18 protein-coding genes and 1 pseudogene are annotated in these 19804 nt (G+C 34.0%); 13 read left to right on the top strand and 6 right to left on the bottom strand.

Translation table 11 applies throughout. The features are described from left to right. The first annotated feature begins 79 nt into the window (after positions 1 to 79). The 4 genes from ACQKNI_RS21315 (at position 80) to ACQKNI_RS21300 (ending at position 4025) form a co-directional block, all read left to right on the top strand. On the top strand, positions 80 to 1306 hold the full coding sequence (locus ACQKNI_RS21315; protein WP_088231799.1) for an ATP-binding protein: 1227 nt from the start codon (positions 80 to 82) through the stop codon (positions 1304 to 1306). Between the two features lie 229 nt (positions 1307 to 1535). Then, positions 1536 to 1916 carry a hypothetical protein gene (locus ACQKNI_RS21310; RefSeq protein ID WP_088231798.1) on the top strand — a complete coding sequence of 127 codons (381 nt, stop codon included), beginning with the start codon at positions 1536 to 1538 and terminating at the stop codon, positions 1914 to 1916. Positions 1917 to 2020: 104 nt separating this feature from the next. Continuing rightward, the gene (locus tag ACQKNI_RS21305) at positions 2021 to 3130 is read left to right on the top strand and encodes a PRK06851 family protein (protein WP_088231797.1); all 1110 of its coding nucleotides are present in this window, start codon (positions 2021 to 2023) and stop codon (positions 3128 to 3130) included. Positions 3131 to 3242: 112 nt separating this feature from the next. Continuing rightward, complete coding sequence (locus tag ACQKNI_RS21300; protein ID WP_098357420.1) at positions 3243 to 4025, top strand: nucleotidyltransferase domain-containing protein; 783 nt, start codon at positions 3243 to 3245, stop codon at positions 4023 to 4025. 94 nt (positions 4026 to 4119) lie between these two features. Here ACQKNI_RS21300 and ACQKNI_RS21295 read toward each other — a convergent pair whose 3' ends face one another. Then, entirely contained in the window at positions 4120 to 5646 is a 1527-nt protein-coding gene (locus ACQKNI_RS21295; RefSeq protein ID WP_088231795.1) for an FAD-dependent oxidoreductase, read from the bottom strand. A 579-nt stretch (positions 5647 to 6225) separates the two neighbouring features. Between ACQKNI_RS21295 and ACQKNI_RS21290 the strand changes: the two genes are divergently transcribed. Next, positions 6226 to 7311, top strand: a complete 1086-nt coding sequence (locus ACQKNI_RS21290; protein ID WP_088231794.1) for a fatty acid desaturase family protein — start codon at positions 6226 to 6228, stop codon at positions 7309 to 7311. A gap of 53 nt (positions 7312 to 7364) precedes the next feature. Here the strand turns inward: ACQKNI_RS21290 and ACQKNI_RS21285 are convergent, their stop codons facing one another. The 4 genes from ACQKNI_RS21285 to ACQKNI_RS21270 all read right to left on the bottom strand — a co-directional run bounded on the left by ACQKNI_RS21285 (position 7365) and on the right by ACQKNI_RS21270 (position 10334). Continuing rightward, positions 7365 to 8057, bottom strand: a complete 693-nt coding sequence (locus ACQKNI_RS21285) for an amino acid ABC transporter permease (protein WP_088231793.1) — start codon at positions 8055 to 8057, stop codon at positions 7365 to 7367. Positions 8058 to 8150: 93 nt separating this feature from the next. Further along, entirely contained in the window at positions 8151 to 8945 is a 795-nt protein-coding gene (locus tag ACQKNI_RS21280; protein WP_088231792.1) for an ABC transporter substrate-binding protein, read from the bottom strand. A gap of 121 nt (positions 8946 to 9066) precedes the next feature. Then, positions 9067 to 9789, bottom strand: a complete 723-nt coding sequence (locus ACQKNI_RS21275) for an amino acid ABC transporter ATP-binding protein (protein WP_088231791.1) — start codon at positions 9787 to 9789, stop codon at positions 9067 to 9069. A 128-nt stretch (positions 9790 to 9917) separates the two neighbouring features. Next, positions 9918 to 10334: an MCP four helix bundle domain-containing protein gene (locus ACQKNI_RS21270; protein WP_170933775.1), complete on the bottom strand. Its 417-nt coding sequence runs from the start codon at positions 10332 to 10334 to the stop codon at positions 9918 to 9920. Between the two features lie 205 nt (positions 10335 to 10539). Between ACQKNI_RS21270 and ACQKNI_RS21265 the strand changes: the two are divergent. The 8 genes and pseudogenes from ACQKNI_RS21265 to ACQKNI_RS21230 form a co-directional block, all read left to right on the top strand. Beyond that, positions 10540 to 10788, top strand: a pseudogene (locus ACQKNI_RS21265) (methyl-accepting chemotaxis protein); the annotation flags it as partial. Positions 10789 to 10943: 155 nt separating this feature from the next. Then, positions 10944 to 11393: an arginine repressor gene (gene argR, locus ACQKNI_RS21260; protein ID WP_088231789.1), complete on the top strand. Its 450-nt coding sequence runs from the start codon at positions 10944 to 10946 to the stop codon at positions 11391 to 11393. Positions 11394 to 11660: 267 nt separating this feature from the next. Continuing rightward, positions 11661 to 12893: an arginine deiminase gene (arcA, locus tag ACQKNI_RS21255; protein WP_088231788.1), complete on the top strand. Its 1233-nt coding sequence runs from the start codon at positions 11661 to 11663 to the stop codon at positions 12891 to 12893. 30 nt (positions 12894 to 12923) lie between these two features. After that, on the top strand, positions 12924 to 13922 hold the full coding sequence (gene argF / locus ACQKNI_RS21250) for an ornithine carbamoyltransferase (protein WP_088231787.1): 999 nt from the start codon (positions 12924 to 12926) through the stop codon (positions 13920 to 13922). A 99-nt stretch (positions 13923 to 14021) separates the two neighbouring features. Next, a complete protein-coding gene (gene arcD / locus ACQKNI_RS21245; protein WP_088231786.1) occupies positions 14022 to 15437 on the top strand; it encodes an arginine-ornithine antiporter in 1416 nt (471 codons plus the stop codon). Positions 15438 to 15473: 36 nt separating this feature from the next. Next, positions 15474 to 16436 (top strand): carbamate kinase, encoded by a 963-nt coding sequence (arcC, locus tag ACQKNI_RS21240; protein WP_088231785.1) that lies wholly within the window; start codon positions 15474 to 15476, stop codon positions 16434 to 16436. Between the two features lie 200 nt (positions 16437 to 16636). Continuing rightward, positions 16637 to 17326 carry a Crp/Fnr family transcriptional regulator gene (locus ACQKNI_RS21235; RefSeq protein ID WP_088231784.1) on the top strand — a complete coding sequence of 230 codons (690 nt, stop codon included), beginning with the start codon at positions 16637 to 16639 and terminating at the stop codon, positions 17324 to 17326. 157 nt (positions 17327 to 17483) lie between these two features. Next, positions 17484 to 18167: an ABC transporter permease gene (locus ACQKNI_RS21230; RefSeq protein ID WP_098253123.1), complete on the top strand. Its 684-nt coding sequence runs from the start codon at positions 17484 to 17486 to the stop codon at positions 18165 to 18167. A 121-nt stretch (positions 18168 to 18288) separates the two neighbouring features. Here ACQKNI_RS21230 and ACQKNI_RS21225 read toward each other — a convergent pair whose 3' ends face one another. Next, positions 18289 to 19623, bottom strand: coding sequence for an FAD-binding oxidoreductase (locus ACQKNI_RS21225; protein ID WP_098253124.1), 1335 nt, complete (start codon positions 19621 to 19623; stop codon positions 18289 to 18291). Positions 19624 to 19804 lie beyond the last annotated feature (181 nt).

Genomic DNA, 19804 nt, shown 5'->3' with positions numbered 1-19804 from the left:
TGAAAGCAATTTCATACGTATAATTTGAGGAGATAACATGTAGAATGTTATTTTTGTATTGATCACGAGGAGTATTCATATGAACAAATTTAAAAGCTTGATTTATGAAGAAAGAGAAGCTTTAAAAGTATTTTTATTATTATTCTATATTATATTTTTTTTATATGACGTTATTTATTATTTTGTGTATCCGGCTATGAACATTAACGAAGCAAGGATAGGATGGCCAGAAGGTGGTATGGGAATCGGTGTGTATATATTAGTAGTATCTCTATTCCCTATTTCGATATATCTTCAAAAAAAAGGTTATGTATATTTCATAAAATATTTGTTCTTAATTGGGTATATGTTCATTGACCTTATTAATAATTTAATGATTTATTTAAACAGTGATCGTGTGTTTGAAAATGGAAATATGGTTGAAATATTTTTGGTTTTATTTGCACCAATATTTGTGAATAGAAAATATTTTTATGTAGTGTCTTTTAGTGTAATTGGAAAATATGTATTTTTTATCTTGGTATTACAAGATATTAAAGTGGTGATTCCGCTTGTTTTATGTATATTCTTTTTTATTATTTCACATTCTTTATTAAAACGATTTCAATCTTATGTAAGAACAGTGGTTGAAATGATGAACAATATGAAGGAGACGGAAAATTTAGCTGTAATTGGGACGATGTCTACAACAATTGCGCATGAAATTCGAAATCCATTAACAGCTTTAAAAGGGTTTACGCAAATGCAAAAAGAAAGAAACCCGGCAGATACGATGAGCTACGACATTATGTTACAAGAGATTGAAAGGATTAACGGATTTGTTAGTGAATTGATGCTATTAGGAAAACCGAAACCAACAAATTATGAATGGTGTAATATACGAGAAATTCTTCTATATGTTGTGCAGTTAATGGAAAGTTATGCAACGCAATATAAAGTGAAATTTCATTTGCAAGTAGAGGGGAATTTACCGGTTATAAACGGTGATGATAAACAATTAAAACAAGTGTTATTAAATATCATTAAAAATGGGATAGAATCAATGCCAGAAGGTGGAGACATTCATATCCGTGTATATCAAAAAACGAAAGGATATTTGTGTATTTCTGTCGAAGATCAAGGATTTGGTATAGAGAACGAGAAGTTAGAGAAAATCGGTAAAGCTTTTTACACAACAAAGGAGAATGGTACAGGACTGGGACTAATGATTACATATAAAATTATTAAGGAACATCAAGGGAGTATCGCGATTCAAAGTAGTATGGGAGTAGGAACGAAAGTAGAAATTTCTTTGCCGACAGTTTAATATGTTAGGAGAAAACACTTTTCAGAAAAGTGTTCTTGTTGTGTAAATATAAACATTTTATAAAATGTTTCAAGAAGGGTTTTTTTTATAAAATACTTCGTTTATAATGGAGGAAAATATCGACATGAGATGGATTGCTCATGTAACGGTTTAGTAGTGTTATGAAAAGGTAAGAAGGGGTGCACGCGCATCCTTTTTTCTATGCAGATATTATGAAAGGGGTGGTATGATGGAATTAACATTAAATTCGACTGTATGTTTACACACGATTCAATTTCGAAAAGAGCAAAAGAATTATATTGTAAAAGATATAATGACAGGAGAAAAATATGAAATGCCGCCACTTTGGATTGATGCACTGGCAATGATGCGTGACGGTTTTTTATTGGGGGAAATTGAGGAGAAATTAAAAGAAGAGTATCCGGACGAAGAAGTAAATATGTTAGCATTTACGAGGCAACTGTTAGAGCTAGAACTTGTTGGAATGGTAGATGGAGAAGAGATAGCATGTACAAAGAAGAAAGAGAAAGATTATTTAGCTTGGGTACGTCCTCGTGTAGAACAATTACTTCTTAATTTAAATAAAAAATATAGAAGCAAAGGTCAATAATGATCTTTGCTTTTTTTGTGCAATACAAATTAGGTACTCACCCAAATAAAGTTGCTCGCATATTGTAGCTTATGTAAATAGAATGCTGCGAAGGAGTGAGTGCAGTGACAGGGAATGTATTGAATTATTATGCTGGTGGAAATACAGCTAGAGGATTTCATAATTTATACGAAGAGAATTTAAAAGGGCTAGATAGGTTATTTATTTTAAAGGGTGGACCAGGCACGGGGAAATCTTCTTTAATAAAGGCAATAGGTCGTGAATGGGTTGAAAAAGGATATGATATTGAATTTTTACATTGTTCCTCTGATAATAAGTCAGTTGATGGTGTGATTATCCCACAGTTAAAAGTAGGAATTGTTGATGGGACATCGCCGCATGTTATTGAGCCGAAAATGCCAGGAGTTGTCGAAGAATATATAAATTTAGGAGTGGCTTGGGACTCAGATAAATTAAGAAAGCAGAAACTGGAAATTGAACGATTTGTTTCAGAAGCAAGTAAAGCTTTTCAATCTGCTTACGCATGTTTTAAAGAAGCGTTAGTTATACATGATGAGTGGGAGAAAATATATATTAATAATATTGACTTTAATAAAGCAAATGAACTAACAGATGAGCTGATTCAGAAATTATTTACAAATAAAAGTGGGAAACAATCGATTGTGAAGCATCGTTTTTTAGGAGCTGCAACACCAAAAGGAGCAGTTGATTTTGTTCCTAATTTAACAGAAGGATTACCACATCGTTATTTTATAAAAGGACGCCCTGGCTCTGGAAAATCAACAATGCTCAAAAAGTTAGCGAAGGTAGCAGAGGAAAAAGGGTTTGATGTTGAAGTGTACCATTGCGGATTTGATCCAAATAGTCTTGATATGGTTATCGTAAGAGAATTAGGATTTGCAATTTTTGATAGTACTGCACCGCATGAATATTTTCCAAGTCGCGAAGGTGATGAGATTATTGATATGTATGATCTCATTGTTACTCCAGGGACGGATGAGAAATATGCGACAGAAATTCGTGACGTGTCCATTCAGTATAAAACAAAAATGAATGAAGCAATGTCTTTCTTAGCGAAAGCAAAATCAGTTCGTGATAAGTTAGAACGAATTTATATTGCTGCTATGGATTTTTCAAAAGTCGATGCATATAAAGAGGAGATTCAAAAAGAGTTTGAGCGTATTGCGGCTATTGTAATTGAAAAGAAACAATAAGTGTTTTGTTAAGCTGTCAGAAAGTTTCTGACAGCTATTTTAGTATGTAGTAAAATGGCCGTATACTTGTCGAATTTCCAGGGAAATGATCAAAAAATGGGGAGGATATGAAATGAGAGAGAAAATAGAATTGGAATTAGAAAGAATTGAAAAAGAAAATGATGTAAAAATCTTATTTGCCGTGGAATCAGGAAGCCGTGCTTGGGGATTTCCATCGAAAGATAGCGATTATGATGTTAGGTTTGTTTATATACACCCTGTAGAATGGTATTTATCGATTCATGATAAACGTGATGTAATTGAATATCCGATTAGTGATGATTTAGATATAAGTGGTTGGGATATTAAAAAGGCGTTGCAACTATTTGCAAAATCAAATCCAGCTTTACTCGAGTGGATCCGATCACCCATTTTTTACTCGAAAAACTCTAATTTTCCAGAGAAGCTGCAGCAAATGAGTGAGAAGAATTTTGACCCAAAAGCAACGATATATCATTACTTACATATGGCATCGAAAAATCATCGTGAATTTTTGCAAGGTGAGAAGGTAAAGTTGAAGAAGTACTTTTATGTATTACGTCCAATTTTAGCTTGTAAGTGGCTAGAAGAGATAGGAACATTGCCTCCAGTAGAATTTGACCGATTAATTACAGAACTATCTATAGAACGTAGTGTATTGAATGAGATTGAGAAGTTGTTAGTAAAGAAAAAAGCAGGTACTGAATTAGATGTTGGATTGAAAATTAAGTTGCTGAATCAATTTTTAGACGAACAAATTCATTACTATCAGCAATATGTAAAAGGAATTGAAAAGGGATTAGGGATCGATATTGAAATTTTGAATACATTATTTCGCGAGATGTTGTTTGAAGGATACAAAAAAGAGCACAAGTAAGTTTGTGCTCCTTTTTTTGTTTGGAGGAATAAAGAAAATACATATAGCTACGATAAGGTCTACAAATGATAACGAATAAATCTTATTGTATGTTTTATTCGTTATCAACTCGTTTTAATGGTTGATCTGCTGGACCTTCCATAACATCCCCGTCAATTGAAAAACGGGAACCATGGCAAGGACAGTCCCAAGTACAATCTCCGTTATTCCATTCAACTTCACAGCCGAGATGTGTACAAGTCGTATCGACGATATGCAATTTTCCTTCTTTATCTTTATAGGCACCTGCTCGTTTACCGTTAACATGTACAACAGAGCCCTCGCCGACTTCAAGATCTTCTGGTGTACGTAATGCTGTTTCAATTTTTCCTTCAATTAAATGTTTAGCAACATCCATGTTCTGAGAGAGAAATGTGTTTATATCTGGGGTTGCATGAAAGCGTGATGGTGCAAACAGCTCTTTATATGGACTGTCGACTTTTAGAATGGAGTCCTTGAGTAAATGAGCGGCAGCAGTTCCAGTTGTCATTCCCCATTTCCGATACCCGGTTGCAACAAATATATTTGGATTCCGTTCGTTAATATGTCCGATGTAAGGGAGCTTATCTAGAGTAATCAAATCTTGTGCTGACCATCTATAGGGAACTTCATCTACTCCAAAAGTTGCTTCAGCAAAAGAATAGAGTGCTTCGTAATGAAGCATTGTATTTATTCCTTGTCCTGTTTTATGACTCTCTCCACCAATCAAAATTAATTTTTCTCCATTGCTTGTTATATAGCGTAAGGAGCGTTTTGGATCATCGATGCTTAAATACATGCCACCTGGATAATCCGTTTTTGCTTTTATTGCAAGAGCATAGGAGCGTTCTGCATACATTCGGGTAAAGAAAAAGCTACTAGCATCATAAAAAGGAAAATGTGAACAAGAGACAACGTATTCGCAAGTAATACGATGACCAGCCTTTGTAATGACTTGTGGAGAATCTCCTTTCTCCACATCTATAGCTGTTGTTTGTTCATAAACTTTGCCGCCCATCTCCACAAACCTTTCTAAAAGTATTTTCAAATAAAGGAGGGGATGGAATTGCGCCTGATTTTTCATTACAAGTGCAGATTGTACTGGAATCGGGATCGACAAAGATTGAATATAGTCACAAGGGATATTTAGTTTTTGATAGGCTTCATATTCTTTCGATAAATTTCTTAATCCATTATCAGTAGTTGTATATAAATATGAATCTTCATTTGAGAAATTACAGTCGATTTTATATGTTTGTACAGTTTCACGTATGAATTGTAGAGCGTGACTATTTGATTCATAGTAAAGTCTGGCCTTTTCCAGACCGAAATGATCTATTAATTCATCATAAATTAGATCATGTTGCGCTGTTACTTTCGCCGTTGTATGTCCAGTCGTCCCATTTAAAATAAGACCAGAATCAATTAGCGTAACGTCGATGCCTTCTTTCGCGAGTAAATAGGCAGTGGTTATACCTGTAATGCCTGCACCGATAACAGCAACTTTCGTTTTTACATTTTCAGATAAATGGGGGAAAGTAGGAAACTGAGTAGATTCAATCCAATAAGATAACGGCAATTGTGGGAATGTATCACTTGTCATTATGGAAACCTCCTGATTTAGAACAATTTTCCTTTTAATATTTCCATATTATATGGAATTCATGTGTGTTGTTTTAGTAGGATTCTATTTTATTAACAAAAAAGATAAAATTATTTCAATATAATTATTTTTGGTGTTGGTATGACGGGGAGGAATTTATGGAAAACTAAATTCAGAGGATATTAGTTGTTAACTATACAGTGAAGTATTGAATAAGATAGAGTCTTTGTTGCTAAAATGTATTTGGATATATATTTGATAAAACCTTATAAAATCTATGCTTTTTCTTTATTGGAATAAAGTATACTTATAAAAGTATAATCAACTTTTATTACTAGGTCATAAAAGTTGTTGACAATATAGAAATTCTATTGTTATGATTCATCATGTGGAAAGGTTGATAGAGAGTAAAAAGAGAAATGTTTTTCATTGATAATAAAAGCGAACAATAAGTGACGATAGAGTGAGTATATTTTCCTTATGATAAATGCTTTTTTGATCATCTAGTAAAATCAATCTGGAAGCAAGAATTGATATATGTAAGTTGCGCAAGGCGCGGCAACAGAAAGGGGCAAAAGGATGAAGGAGCTTCATACGTTTGGGTGGTATGCAGCGCGTGTATCACCACATTTGCCGAAAAAAGCATTTAAACCAGTTCCTACTCGTTTATTTGGTGGACTGGCTTATTTACTTGTGGCATTGTCGGGATTAATAACGATTGGTGTATTTGAATTGAATGTGTGGGCAAATCTAGGAATTGCGATTGTTCTCGGATTATGTTTTGCTTCACTTGGATTTTTAGGGCATGAAATTTTACATGGAACAGTTGTAAGAAAGGCATGGCTTCGTGATTTCTTAGGTGCGATTGCATTTATGCCGTTATCAACTGGACCAAAACTTTGGAGAAAGTGGCATAATGCAACACATCATGTTCATACACAGCATGAAGAGAACGATCCTGATGCATGGCCAACTCTTGAGAAACTTAAGAAGAGTAAGTTTTTGAGTTGGGTATATCGTATGCCTCTACATGTACGTTCATTCTTTAGTTTTCTGTCACTAACAATTCAATTTACATTGCATTCGACTCGAATGTTCTTTCATTTTATAAAGGAATTTAAGTCATCCAATCAAAAATCTGTATGGCTTCAACTTCTTTTGCCTTGGACTGTTTGGATTAGTTTATTGTTTATTATGGGACCGGCAAAATGGTTATTTGCATATGTGATTCCACTGTTAATTGCTAACTTTATTGTAATGGCATATATTGCAACGAATCACCGCTTAAATCCAATTGTTCCAGTAAATGATCCGTTAGCAAACTGTTTATCGGTAACAGTGCCGCGCTGGGTAGATGTTTTACATTTCAATTTCTCATATCATACAGAACATCATCTGTTCCCTGCTATGAGCTCTAAGTACTATCCGTTAGTAAAAGAGAAAATTAAAGAAATGTGGCCGGAACGCTATCACGAAATGCCAATGACAAAAGCTTTGGGGGCATTATGGAATACACCACGTGTGTATTATCAAGGAAGTGAATTGGTGGATCCGCATAGAGAGCATTTCTATGGTTCTTTAGGAAATGGACTAGACCCTCATAATATTTCATATCGTGAGGAACATATAGAAGAAAAAGAGAGTATTAAAAAAGTAAATCAATAAAAGTTGATATATTTGTGCAGTGAAAAAGCAAGCCATCTCAGGCTTGCTTTTTCTTATAAAGAAACTTCTTTTTTATTCTTTGTCCTAACTTGAACTGAATTTGTTTCTTTTCTTTGTAGTCGTTTCTCTAAAAGGTTAACAAAGTAAGTAAATAGAAGAACAAGTACGAGATAGTATAGACCAACGATTACATATGTATCTAATTGTTGGAAGTTACCAGCGGCAATTGATAAACCAGATCCCCATAATTCGGATAGTCCGACGTAAGCAACAAGGGAAGAATCTTTCAATCCAATGATGAATTGATTCCCTAGAGGAGGGAGGGATAGGCGAAACGCTTGTGGTAATATAATCCGGCGCATAGCTAATGGATACGGCATACCTAAAGAGCGAGCAGCTTCCAATTGTCCTCGGTCAACGGATTGAATGGATCCGCGGAAAATTTCAGTAATATATGCACCGTTATGGATTGCTAAAGCAATTGCTCCTGCCCAAAAAGGGGTGAAAACAATAACAGATGTAATACCGAAATAGAGAATTGCGATTTGAACAATTAAAGGTGTACCACGAATAATAGCGATATATACATGAGCAATGCTATTTAGCACTTTATTGTTAGAGATTCGAAAGAAAGCGAATAGTAATCCAATTAATGAACCGAGTACTAGGGAGGTTAATGTTAATTGTAATGTTACAATAGTAGCCTTTAAGAGTGTGGGATAGGTAGAGATAAAAATTTCATACATGTGTATCACCTCGTATTGTATGGATTTTAGTTGGGAATGAAATGCCCCACATACAAAGTGGGGCATGATTTGTGAAACTTTTGAAGAGCTAGCCTACTTCGTTTTTGCCTCTTCTCCAAGAATGTTACGACCGAACCATTTTTTACTGATTTTTTCATACGTACCATCTTTAATGATTTCATCTAAAGCTTTATTTACTTTTTCAACCATTTCCTTATCATCTTTGCGAATAGCAATTCCCATTTCATCAAGATTTAATGGTTTTCCAGCTTCTTTTATATTTGATTTCCCTTCTTTTATCATACGTAGGCCAACCATTTGATCGGTAATTACTGCATCAACACGCCCAGGTTCTAAGTCCATAAGAGCAGTAATATCACTGTCGTATTCTGTAATTTGATCTGTATATTTTGCGACAAGATCTTTAAAGGTACTAGCTTTTACAACACCAATTTTTTTACCTTTTAAGTCTTCCGGCGAAGAGATGGATGTATTCTTTTTAGATACAAAAATTTGGGCACCAGAGCGATAATAAGGGTTTGAGAAATTAACAGCTTTTAAGCGGTCTTCTGTAATTGCCATACTGCCTAGTATTACATCATATTTTTTCGCTTGGAGGCCTTGAATTAATGTTTCCCACGGATTTGTAATAGGGGTCGGTTTCATATTCATTTTTTTAGCAAGCGCCGCACCTATTTCCACATCAAATCCGACAAGTTTCCCATCATTTTCTTTATAATTAAAAGGTTTGTATAAGCCACTCATTGCATAACGGAATTCTTTTTCACCACTTGATGAAGTGGTAGCGCTGTCCTTACTACAGGCGCCTAGTATGAAGGATGTACATAATGTAATGCTCGCAACAATGGTTAATAATTTTCTTTTCATAAAACCCCTCCTAAATAGTAATCATACGGATGGTTTTAAGCATGTTATTGAGATATTTAATTTGGACAACTATTTGTACGCCGTATGAATGTATTTTTTTACGTTTGAATTAGAAGTTACATTATAGAACGTTACGTAAAAATTGTTTTGCTCGTTCATGCGACGGAGCTGAGAAGAATTGCTCAGGCGGAGCATCCTCTACAATTTTTCCATCATCCATAAAGATGACGCGATCAGCTACATCTCTTGCAAAATTCATTTCATGCGTAACAATAATCATCGTCATTCCTTCTTCGGCAAGTTCTTTCATAACTTGCAATACTTCTCCAACAAGTTCAGGGTCTAAAGCTGAGGTAGGTTCATCAAATAGCATAATTTTAGGATTCATAGCAAGAGCCCTTGCAATCGCAATACGCTGTTTTTGGCCACCTGAAAGGAGGTGAGGAGTTACATCCGCCTTATCTTGTAGGCCGACCTTTTGCAAAAGCTGATTTCCAATATCCTTTGCATTTTCTGCTTCCAATTTTTTCACGTGAATAGGTGCTTCTATGATGTTTTCTAGTGAGGTCATATGAGGAAAGAGGTTAAAGTGCTGAAAAACCATACCGACATTTTCACGTACTTTGTTTAAATTTGAACGCTTTGGATCAATTCGTTCACCTTGTAAGTGAATTTCACCTTCATCGTACATTTCTAAAAAGTTAAGACAGCGAAGTAATGTACTTTTTCCGGAACCACTGGCACCAATTAAAACAACAACTTCTTTTTCTTGTACTTCTAAATCAATGCCTTTTAAAACGTTAAGTGAGCCAAATGATTTTATTAGATTTCGAACTTGAATCATACAAAACCCCCAGTCAAAAATATATTTTACAAATGTTGCCCCTTATTTCTGTTATTAGTCATAAATTGTCAGAATCCTTTATTTTTTTCGGGATTCAGTTATTACATAAGGAAATCTTAATGTATAATTTAAATAGAGAAACCACCTAATTTAGGTGGTTTCTCACTTGCGCGTTTAAAGATAATAAATTTGTTTTGTTCAGAAATATAGGTTATAGTTTGTAAGTTTTTCTTTATATTGATTGAGTAGTTTTTTCTTCGCTTGTTTATATATGTATTTCCGTATTGAGCTTGTAACTTTTCAGTTTCTTTATTTGTATCATTTAATTTATTTAAAATTGTAGTACGGCGATTCTCATCTTCAGTAATAATGAGTTCTTTTACGTAACTAAACTCTTTATACATATTGCCTTCGATTGATTCTAGCCATTTAATAGGCTGGAGGAAGGAGAATTCTTTCGGTAAATTCGTTAAAATAGAGAGAATTGGTACTGTTACTAACAGAGTTAATCTGTTTATAACATTTAAACGATTTGATAATTTCAACATAGAATCACCTGACCTTAAATTGTGTAGTTGAATATAGTTATGAAGTCACTTGCATCCGAATAAAACTATACATCATTTTTACTTATATATAGAAAAAACAATGTAATAATTACGTAAACAAAAAAAGAAAATCTGTATATCTTTCTATAAAGAAAATATGGATAATAATGGATAGTATATTACTTATGAGGAGGAATGAAAAATGGAAGTAGCAAATGCTACGAAGCAAATTAGTAGTTATATGAACGAACAAGTAGAGTGTATTCATCAAACGGGTGAACAAACAAAAGAAGTCGCATTAATTGCTGAGGAAACATCAGCTAGTTCACAAGAAGTGGCACGTCTGACGGTACAACAATCCGAAAATATGATGGCAATCGATCAATTATTAAAGGATTTAGAGAAGCAATCAGTCGATTTAAAACAGACAATTGAACGATTTTCAATGTAAGAGAGAAGAACAGGATGCTGTTCTTCTCTCTTTTTATTTAGCTATTTAATATCTACAGTTAAAAAGTATAAACTATGAACGTTTCCGCAACATTCCTTTCTGTCCCTTTCGGATGAAAATTATAGCGAGCTATAATATTAAAAGGGGTGTCTTTTATGAAAAAAGAAAAAAGACAACGATTAATTAAACAATTTGTAAAGGAGTATGAAATAGAGAAGCAAGAAAGATTAGTAGAATTGTTAGCAAGAAAAGATGTATTAGTAACACAAGCTACGGTTTCTCGAGATATTCGTGAGTTAAACTTAACGAAGGTGCCTTCTAAAGAAGGATTAATGATATATAAGGTTTTCTCAGATGAGCAGTTACAAACTGATATAAAGTTAAAGAAAAAATTACGAGAGGTTGTTGTGAAAATTGATTGTGTAGATCAATTAATGGTTATTAAAACATTACCTGGTAATGCACATGTTATTGGTGTTTTATTTGATGAGTTAGATTGGAAAGAAAAAATAGGATGTATATGTGGAAATGATACATGTCTTATAATTTCACAATCGAAATCAGATAGAGAGATTTTGGAGGAAAGGTTAAATTTAATTATTTAGATGTAAAATCCTGTTTTTAATAAAAATTAAAAACAGGATTTTTATTTGAATACGGAAGTTAAATATTCAACCTATATGCATAATATATGTGCTTTTCATTAAAAAAGTAGGGTGGATTGTTATAAAAATACAAATTCATATGACTTTAAAAAATAACGTGTTTAATATTTCACAATGATAATGTGAATACTTTCACAAATGTGAAAGCGCTTAGCATTTATTATGTACTTGTAAGACATCAAACATATTTAAAAGGAGGTACAACAAATGAAGCATCCGATACATGTTACTTCAGAAATTGGGGAATTACAAACGGTGTTATTAAAACGACCTGGTAAAGAAGTGGAAAACTTAACACCAGATTATTTGCAGCAGTTATTATTTGACGATATTCCATATTTACCAATTATTCAAAAAGAGCATGATTATTTTGCACAAACGCTACGCAATCGGGGTGTTGAAGTTCTTTATTTAGAAAAACTAGCTGCTGAGGCGTTAGTAGATAAAAAACTTCGAGAAGAATTTGTTGATCGTATTTTAAAAGAAGGACAGGCTGACGTAAATGTTGCACATCAAACTTTAAAAGAATATTTACTTTCCTTTTCAAATGAAGAATTAATTCAAAAAATTATGGGTGGTGTACGGAAAAACGAAATTGAAACAAGTAAGAAAACACATTTATACGAGTTAATGGAAGATCATTATCCGTTTTACTTAGATCCAATGCCTAATTTATATTTTACTCGTGATCCAGCAGCTAGCGTGGGTGACGGCTTAACGATAAATAAGATGAGAGAACCGGCGCGTAGACGTGAATCATTATTCATGGAGTATATCATTAAATATCATCCAAGATTTTCAAGTCACAATGTGCCAATTTGGCTAGATCGTGATTATAAGTTTCCAATTGAAGGTGGCGACGAGCTAATTTTAAATGAAGAAACAATTGCGATTGGAGTGTCTGCTCGTACTTCAGCTAAAGCAATTGAACGTTTAGCTAAAAATCTCTTTAGCCGACAAAATAAAATTAAGAAAGTGTTAGCAATAGAAATTCCAAAATGCCGAGCATTTATGCATCTAGATACAGTATTTACAATGGTCGATTATGACAAGTTTACAATTCATCCAGCCATTCAAGGGCCAAAAGGAAATATGAATATTTATATTTTAGAAAAAGGTACAGATGAGGAAACTCTTAAAATTACACATCGTACTTCTTTAATGGAAGCATTAAAAGAGGTATTAGGTTTAAGTGAATTAGTTCTTATTCCTTGTGGAGGAGGAGATGTAATTGCTTCCGCTCGTGAACAATGGAATGACGGTTCTAATACATTAGCAATTGCGCCAGGTGTAGTTGTTACATATGATCGCAACTATGTATCCAATACGTTATTACGGGAACATGGTATAGAAGTCATTGAGGTGCTAAGTTCGGAATTATCTCGTGGTCGTGGGGGTCCACGTTGCATGAGTATGCCGATTGTTCGTAAAGATATTTAGTATAAATAACGGAGAGAGTAGGGATGAAGTATGTTAATGACTAAACCAAATTTAAAAGGAAGAAGCTTTCTAGCAGAAAAAGATTTTACACAAGAAGAATTATTATATTTTCTAGATTTAGCAGCAGAATTAAAAGAGAAAAAGAAAAATGGTGTCCCACATCATTACTTAGAAGATAAAAATGTAGCACTCTTATTTGAAAAAACCTCTACTCGTACGCGATGTGCATTTACAGTAGCGTGTACAGATTTAGGTGCGAACCCTGAATATTTAGGAAAAGGTGATATTCAGCTTGGGAAAAAAGAATCCGTAGAGGATACAGCAAAAGTGTTAGGGCGCATGTTTGACGGAATTGAATTTCGTGGATTTAATCATGCAACTGTAGAATGTTTGGCACAAAATTCTGGTGTGCCTGTGTGGAATGGATTAACAGATATGTGGCATCCAACACAGACACTGGCAGATTTATTAACTATTAGGGAACATGTAGGTAAATTAGAAAATGTGAAACTCGTTTACGTTGGAGATGGACGAAATAATGTTGCTAATAGCTTACTAGTTGGCGGAGCAATCATGGGAATGGATGTACGTATTTGTACACCAGAATCTTTATGGCCAGAGCAAGAGGTAATTGACTTAGCAAAAAAATATAATGAACAGGTAATGGTAACAAGTAATGTGGAAGAAGCTGTTGCGAATGCAGATGTAATCTATACAGATGTATGGGTGTCTATGGGAGAAGAAGAAAAATTTGCTGAACGTGTCGAGTTATTGAAACCTTATCAAGTAAATATGAAAATGATTAAAGAAACAGGTAATGAAAACGTGATTTTCTTACATTGTTTACCTGCATTTCATGATGTTGAAACGATGTATGGTGAGGAAGTTTATGAGAAATATGGGTTGAAAGAAATGGAGGTAACTGACGAAGTATTCCGCAGTAAACATTCAAAAGTATTTGATCAGGCTGAAAATAGAATGCATACAATTAAAGCGGTTATGGCAGCGACTTTAGGAAACATGGAGTAAAGAAGAAAGGGAGTTCTCCTTTCTTCTTTCTCCTCCGTTAGACACTATCATTCACTATTGTTTTCGAATTGTTATTGCAATTAAAGAGAGGTGAGTGGAATGGGTGAAGATAAGAAATTAGGATTGTTTACTTTAACGGCTCTTGTAGTCGGTTCGATGATCGGTGGTGGAGCATTTAATTTAGCAAGTGATATGGCAAAAGGTGCTGGTGCCGGAGCCATTATTATAGGTTGGGTTATAACAGGAATTGGGATGATCGCGCTGGGATTATCATTTCAAAATTTAACTGTAAAGCGGCCAGATTTAGATGGTGGTATTTTTAGTTACGCAAAAGCAGGATTTGGTAATTTCATGGGTTTTAATAGTGCGTGGGGATATTGGCTATCTGCTTGGCTTGGTAATGTAGCTTACGGTACATTATTGTTTTCTTCATTAGGGTATTTCTTCCCGATTTTTGAAGGCGGTCAAAATGTAGCATCCATTATTGGTGCAAGCATATTATTATGGTGTGTCCACATGTTAATTTTACGTGGAGTTCAATCAGCGGCACTTGTGAATTTAGTAACTACAATTGCAAAATTAGTACCTGTATTTGTATTTATTGTTGTAGGAATCTTAGCGTTTCATATGGATACGTTCTTAGATGGATTTTGGGGGCAAACTGGTTCCTTTTCATGGGGAGCGGTTGGCAGCCAAGTTAAAAGTACAATGCTTGTAACTTTATGGGTGTTCATTGGAGTAGAAGGAGCTGTTGTTCTATCTAGTCGAGCAAAAAATAGAAGTGATGTAGGGAAAGCAACAGTTATTGGCTTAATTGGTACACTCATTATTTACATATTAATTACATTACTGTCTCTTGGGCTTATGCAGCAAGCAGATATTGCTAATTTGAAAAATCCGTCTATGGCTTATTTATTTGAAAGTGTTGTTGGAAAATGGGGTGCTATATTTATTAATCTAGGTTTAGTTATCTCAGTATTAGGTGCTTGGTTAGGTTGGACGTTGCTTGCTTCTGAAATTCCATATTTAGCAGCTAAAGATGGAGTATTTCCAAAATGGTTCGCAAAAGAAAATAAAAATAAGGCTCCAGTAAATTCATTATGGATAACAAATGGCTTAATTCAAACGTTCTTATTAACATTCGTCGTTTCTGCTCAGGCGTATAACTTTGCATTCTCTTTAGCATCTTCAGCTATTTTAATCCCATATGCTTTTTCAGCATTTTATCAATTGAAGCATAGTTTAAAATCTGAAGAAGCAGATCGAAATAAAAATATAATAATTGGCTTGATAGCAAGTATTTATGGTGTGTGGTTAGTTTATGCAGCCGGTTTAGATTATTTATTATTAACAATGATTTTATATGCGCCAGGTATTTATATTTTTTACAATGTTCAAAAGCAAAAGAGTTCGAAGAAAATATTTACTCGAGTGGAATTAGCATCATCGGTAGCAATTGGTGCTTTAGCATTTTTTGCGATTTATGGTTTAATTACAGGCAGTATTGCTTTATAAGTGCTGTGAAGACGAAATAAACTGGAGGGCTGAAATATGACACGAAGAAAAATTGTAGTTGCACTAGGGGGAAATGCGATACAGTCTGGAAAAGCTACTGCGGGAGCACAGCAAGAAGCGCTGGAAAAAACAGCAGAACAACTCGTGAAAATAATGGAAAATGATGTGGATATAGTAATTGCGCATGGAAACGGCCCACAAGTGGGGAATATTTTATTGCAGCAAAAAGCTGCAGAAACGGAAAAGACACCTGCAATGCCATTAGATACTTGTGGTGCAATGAGCCAAGGGATGATTGGGTATTGGATGGAAAATGCGATTGAAAAGGCATTGAAAAAACGGAATATAAAAAAAGACGTAGCAACGGTTATAACACGTGTTGTTGTAGATGAAAAAGATGAAGCATTTAAAAATCCGACTAAACCAATTGGTCCTTTTTATACAGAAGAAGAAGCAAGAAGATTAATGAAAGAAACAAAAGCAGTGTTTAAAGAGGATGCTGGTAGAGGATGGAGACGTGTTGTTCCATCACCGAAGCCTGTATGTATTCATGAACATAAAGTGATTAATTCTTTGGTCGAAGAGGGAAATATAGTGATAGCTGTTGGCGGTGGTGGAATTCCAGTAATTGATTCCGAAGAAGGCTTAAAAGGAACTGAAGCCGTTATCGATAAAGATTTCGCTGCGCAGAAATTAGCTGAATTAGTAGATGCTGATACGCTCGTAATTTTAACTGCAGTTGATCATGTGTATGTAAATTATAATCAACTGAATCAAAAGAAATTAGAGCATGTCACAGTGAATCAATTAGAAGAATACATTGAAGAAAAACAATTTGCTGCGGGAAGTATGCTTCCAAAAATTGAAGCTGCTATTAATTTTGTTAATACAGATCCAAAAAGAAAAACAATTATTACGTCTTTAGAAAAAGTATATGAAGCACTAGAAGAAAGGGCTGGTACTATTATTTCTAAACAGAATGTATGCATGTATGTTTAAATAATTATGTACGCTACTTATCTAGTAAAAAAAGAATGGAGTACTAACTTCATTCTTTTTATTTATTAATATTTTTGTAAGCATTGTTCATAAAGTTTTCATGATAAAATTCAAATATGCAAGTTAACTATGATAAAATTTAATTTGAATACGCTTTCTCGGTTTTTCGCTCCAACATACAGCAAGAGAGAGGGAGTCCTATGAATAGACGGAACGTAGTTAAAGATTTAAAGCAGTTTGAATTATTTGCTCATTTAACAGAAAAAAAATTGAAAGGTTTGACGGAGTTTGTCTATTGGCGAACTTATAAAAAGGGTCAATTTTTATTTTTAGAAGGGGATTCAAGAGAAAGAATTTACTTCATGTTAGATGGTTTTGTAAAGTTAGAGCGGGTGAATCAAAGTGGGAATTTATTATATGATGACTATGTAAAGCGGTATTCTATTTTTCCGTATAGCGGTATGTTTGCAGACAGAGGATATAATTATACAGCAGAAGCGATGACAGATGTAGAGGTATATTATATTCCGACAGTAATTTTCGAAGATATGGTGAAATCTAGTAGAACGCAATTAATGCACGTTGTTCAGCAATTATCATCGATATTAAAACTGAACGAAAATCGAGTGCAAAATATTACAATTCCTAATGCACAAGATCGGGTTATTCAAACATTAAATTATTTAATGCAGGATTTAGGAGAAAAGAGTGGTGAAACGGTTGTCATTTCATGTCCACTTACAACCATTGAAATATCGAAAATATCTGGTACGTCTCGAGAGACAGTGAGTGGCGTATTAAAACAATTAAAAAATGACAGTATAGTTACTATTTTGGATAAAAAAATTACAATACATAATCCAACATATTTTGAGGAAATTTCTATGTGAAAACTAAATATTGATTTTCTAATATACAGTGTATATTAATAAGGTCCTTTATATATTTATAAGGGATTTTTTTACGTCATCCTCTATAAACAGGTTGTATTATATGGTAATAATAGCTAAAATCGATAATAAAAAAGAAAAGGAAAGGGGAGAAAGAATGGTCCGAATCGAGTACGATCGATTAGTAGCTATTTGTTACAGCATAGGGGTTTTGTTATTATTAAAGCTTCCAAATGATAATGAATTAATTGGAGAAAAATTATTTAATGTCTATAAGGTTCCGGTACATACATATATTTATATGGATTATAAAGTTTCAAATATATTAATTCTTTCTTTCGTACTACATGTAATCGCATTTATATTATTTGTAAAATGGCTAGGGAAAAAAGAATCTAGTACATTTAGAAAAATGAATAAGATAAAAGTAGTAGGCATTAGTATTTTGATTTTAATGATGCCGTTTATTTTAAATAACATCCTCCAGACATTGAATAAAACATGGTACTACGCAGGAAAAACAGGGGTAGAAGCAATAGAATATAAAAAAGAAGATAGCCAGTGTAGAATGGAGAAAAATGGAGAGGATATCGAACAAAAGTGCACTGTTGTTTTAAAAAATTATCATAATCATTCACAAGCATTAAAAGTTGTTTTATATGATAATGGAAACGAGAATTCAAAAAGTTATCCGGTACCGAAACCAGTCTATTTACAAAAACATGAGACAAAGCAATTCGAATTTCAAATTCCTGCTGTTTATAGTAGTGGTATTGAAAAAGATAAAGTACCAAATATTAAATTATATTCATTGCATGAAAATAATGAGCAGTACAATTAATCTATAATTGAAAGTTCATGAGTAGGAGCAATAATTTGACACGGTATAGAAAATCAACTTGAATCATCCAACATGCTGCGAGGCAACGGCGTATTGGATGATTTTTTATGTTATCTCTTTTTTACGTATGAAAGGGTGGGATACTTTGTTGAAAACGAAAAACATTGCAAGGGTCATATATGGTTTTCACTTTACGCAACCTTTGAAAGTTAGGACCATAATAACTAGTTTGCCAATTTTTAATATCGATATCGGGCCAATTGACATAGTCACCTAGTGTATAAGGATCTAAGCTCTCTCGTAAATCTTTAACCCAGCGTATATTTCGATTTTCTTCATCATCACATTTCCAAGAGGTAATGTATTCTTGAGCAATAATTGCTTTGCGATGGAAATAAGCTGTTTCAGTAGGCGGAATATTTTCAACAGCACCTACGAGTGATTGGTGCCAAATACTCGCATCTTTATTTGGTGCATGAGAAAGAAAATGTTGCATGATTTGAATTCCTTTAAGAGGAATAGGTTTATATACGTAGGAACCGGAGCGCTTGAAGTTTTCAGGGATGTTACCACTGTTGAAAAATTCAACAGCCTTTATATAAGGAACTTCATCTATAAAGGGAGAGGGGGTACCAGTTTCAAGAAGAGGAGATAATAAGGAATGGAGTTCAGAGGGAGAGCCAACAAACTCACCTTGTGCTTCAATTTTGTTTTGTTGCTTTGTGAATAATTCAATTGATGAAGTGAGACGTTCGTCTATATAAGGCGCCCAGTTTTGCCAAGCTTGAAATGCAGCGATAAAATCTTTCCATTCCCACGTAAGTGAGAAGATTGATACATTTTTTATAGGGTGTACTCGAAAAGTTAAAGAAGTAATAATTCCGAAGTTTCCACCACCACCACCGCGGCACGCCCAAAATAAGTTATGGTTTTCATGTTCGTTTGCACGAATGATTTTTGCTCCAAATTTACCACACGCTTGTACCATTTCAACTTCTACTAATTGATCACATGTTAATCCAAATAAGCGTGAAAGCATACCGATGCCACCGCCAAGTGTTAATCCAACAATTCCAACGCTTGCACTTGTACCAGCTGGTATTGTCACACCATACTTCCAGAGCTCTTTATAAACAGTGCCAAGGTTTGCACCAGCTTCAATTGTTGCTGTTAATTTATCCGTATTAACAGTAATACGATGCATTTCACTCACGTCAATAATAAGTCCTCTATTTAAAAGAGAAAAATTTTCATAGCTATGACGTCCGCTTCTTAAGCGAAATGGTACATGATGTTCGCGTGCCCATTTTAAGGCGTTACACACATCATTTTTATTTTGGCAAAAAACAATAATACAAGGGAGTTTTGGAATACTTAAATTTAAATTCATTCGGGCTACGTCATAGTTAGGATCTGAGGGCACAACGATACGACCTGTTAATTTTACTTGTTTCAATTTAACACTCCTTTCTAAAAAATCAGAGCTTTGTATTAATGTATGAAAAGTGTATGTAACGTGCGTGGACAAGAGGAGGTACAGAATGAGATTTGCTTTAGTGAGAAATAAATAAAGCATAAGAATAAGGAATCTACATAGAGTTCAATGAAAACAGTTGCAAACTATTCATATTTTGTTA

The organism is Bacillus sp. NPDC094064 (genome assembly GCF_050279585.1).
In the GTDB taxonomy this organism is placed as follows: domain Bacteria; phylum Bacillota; class Bacilli; order Bacillales; family Bacillaceae_G; genus Bacillus_A.
Note: the sequence above shows the minus strand (reverse complement) of the source record. Positions and strands in the feature narration are given on the sequence as shown.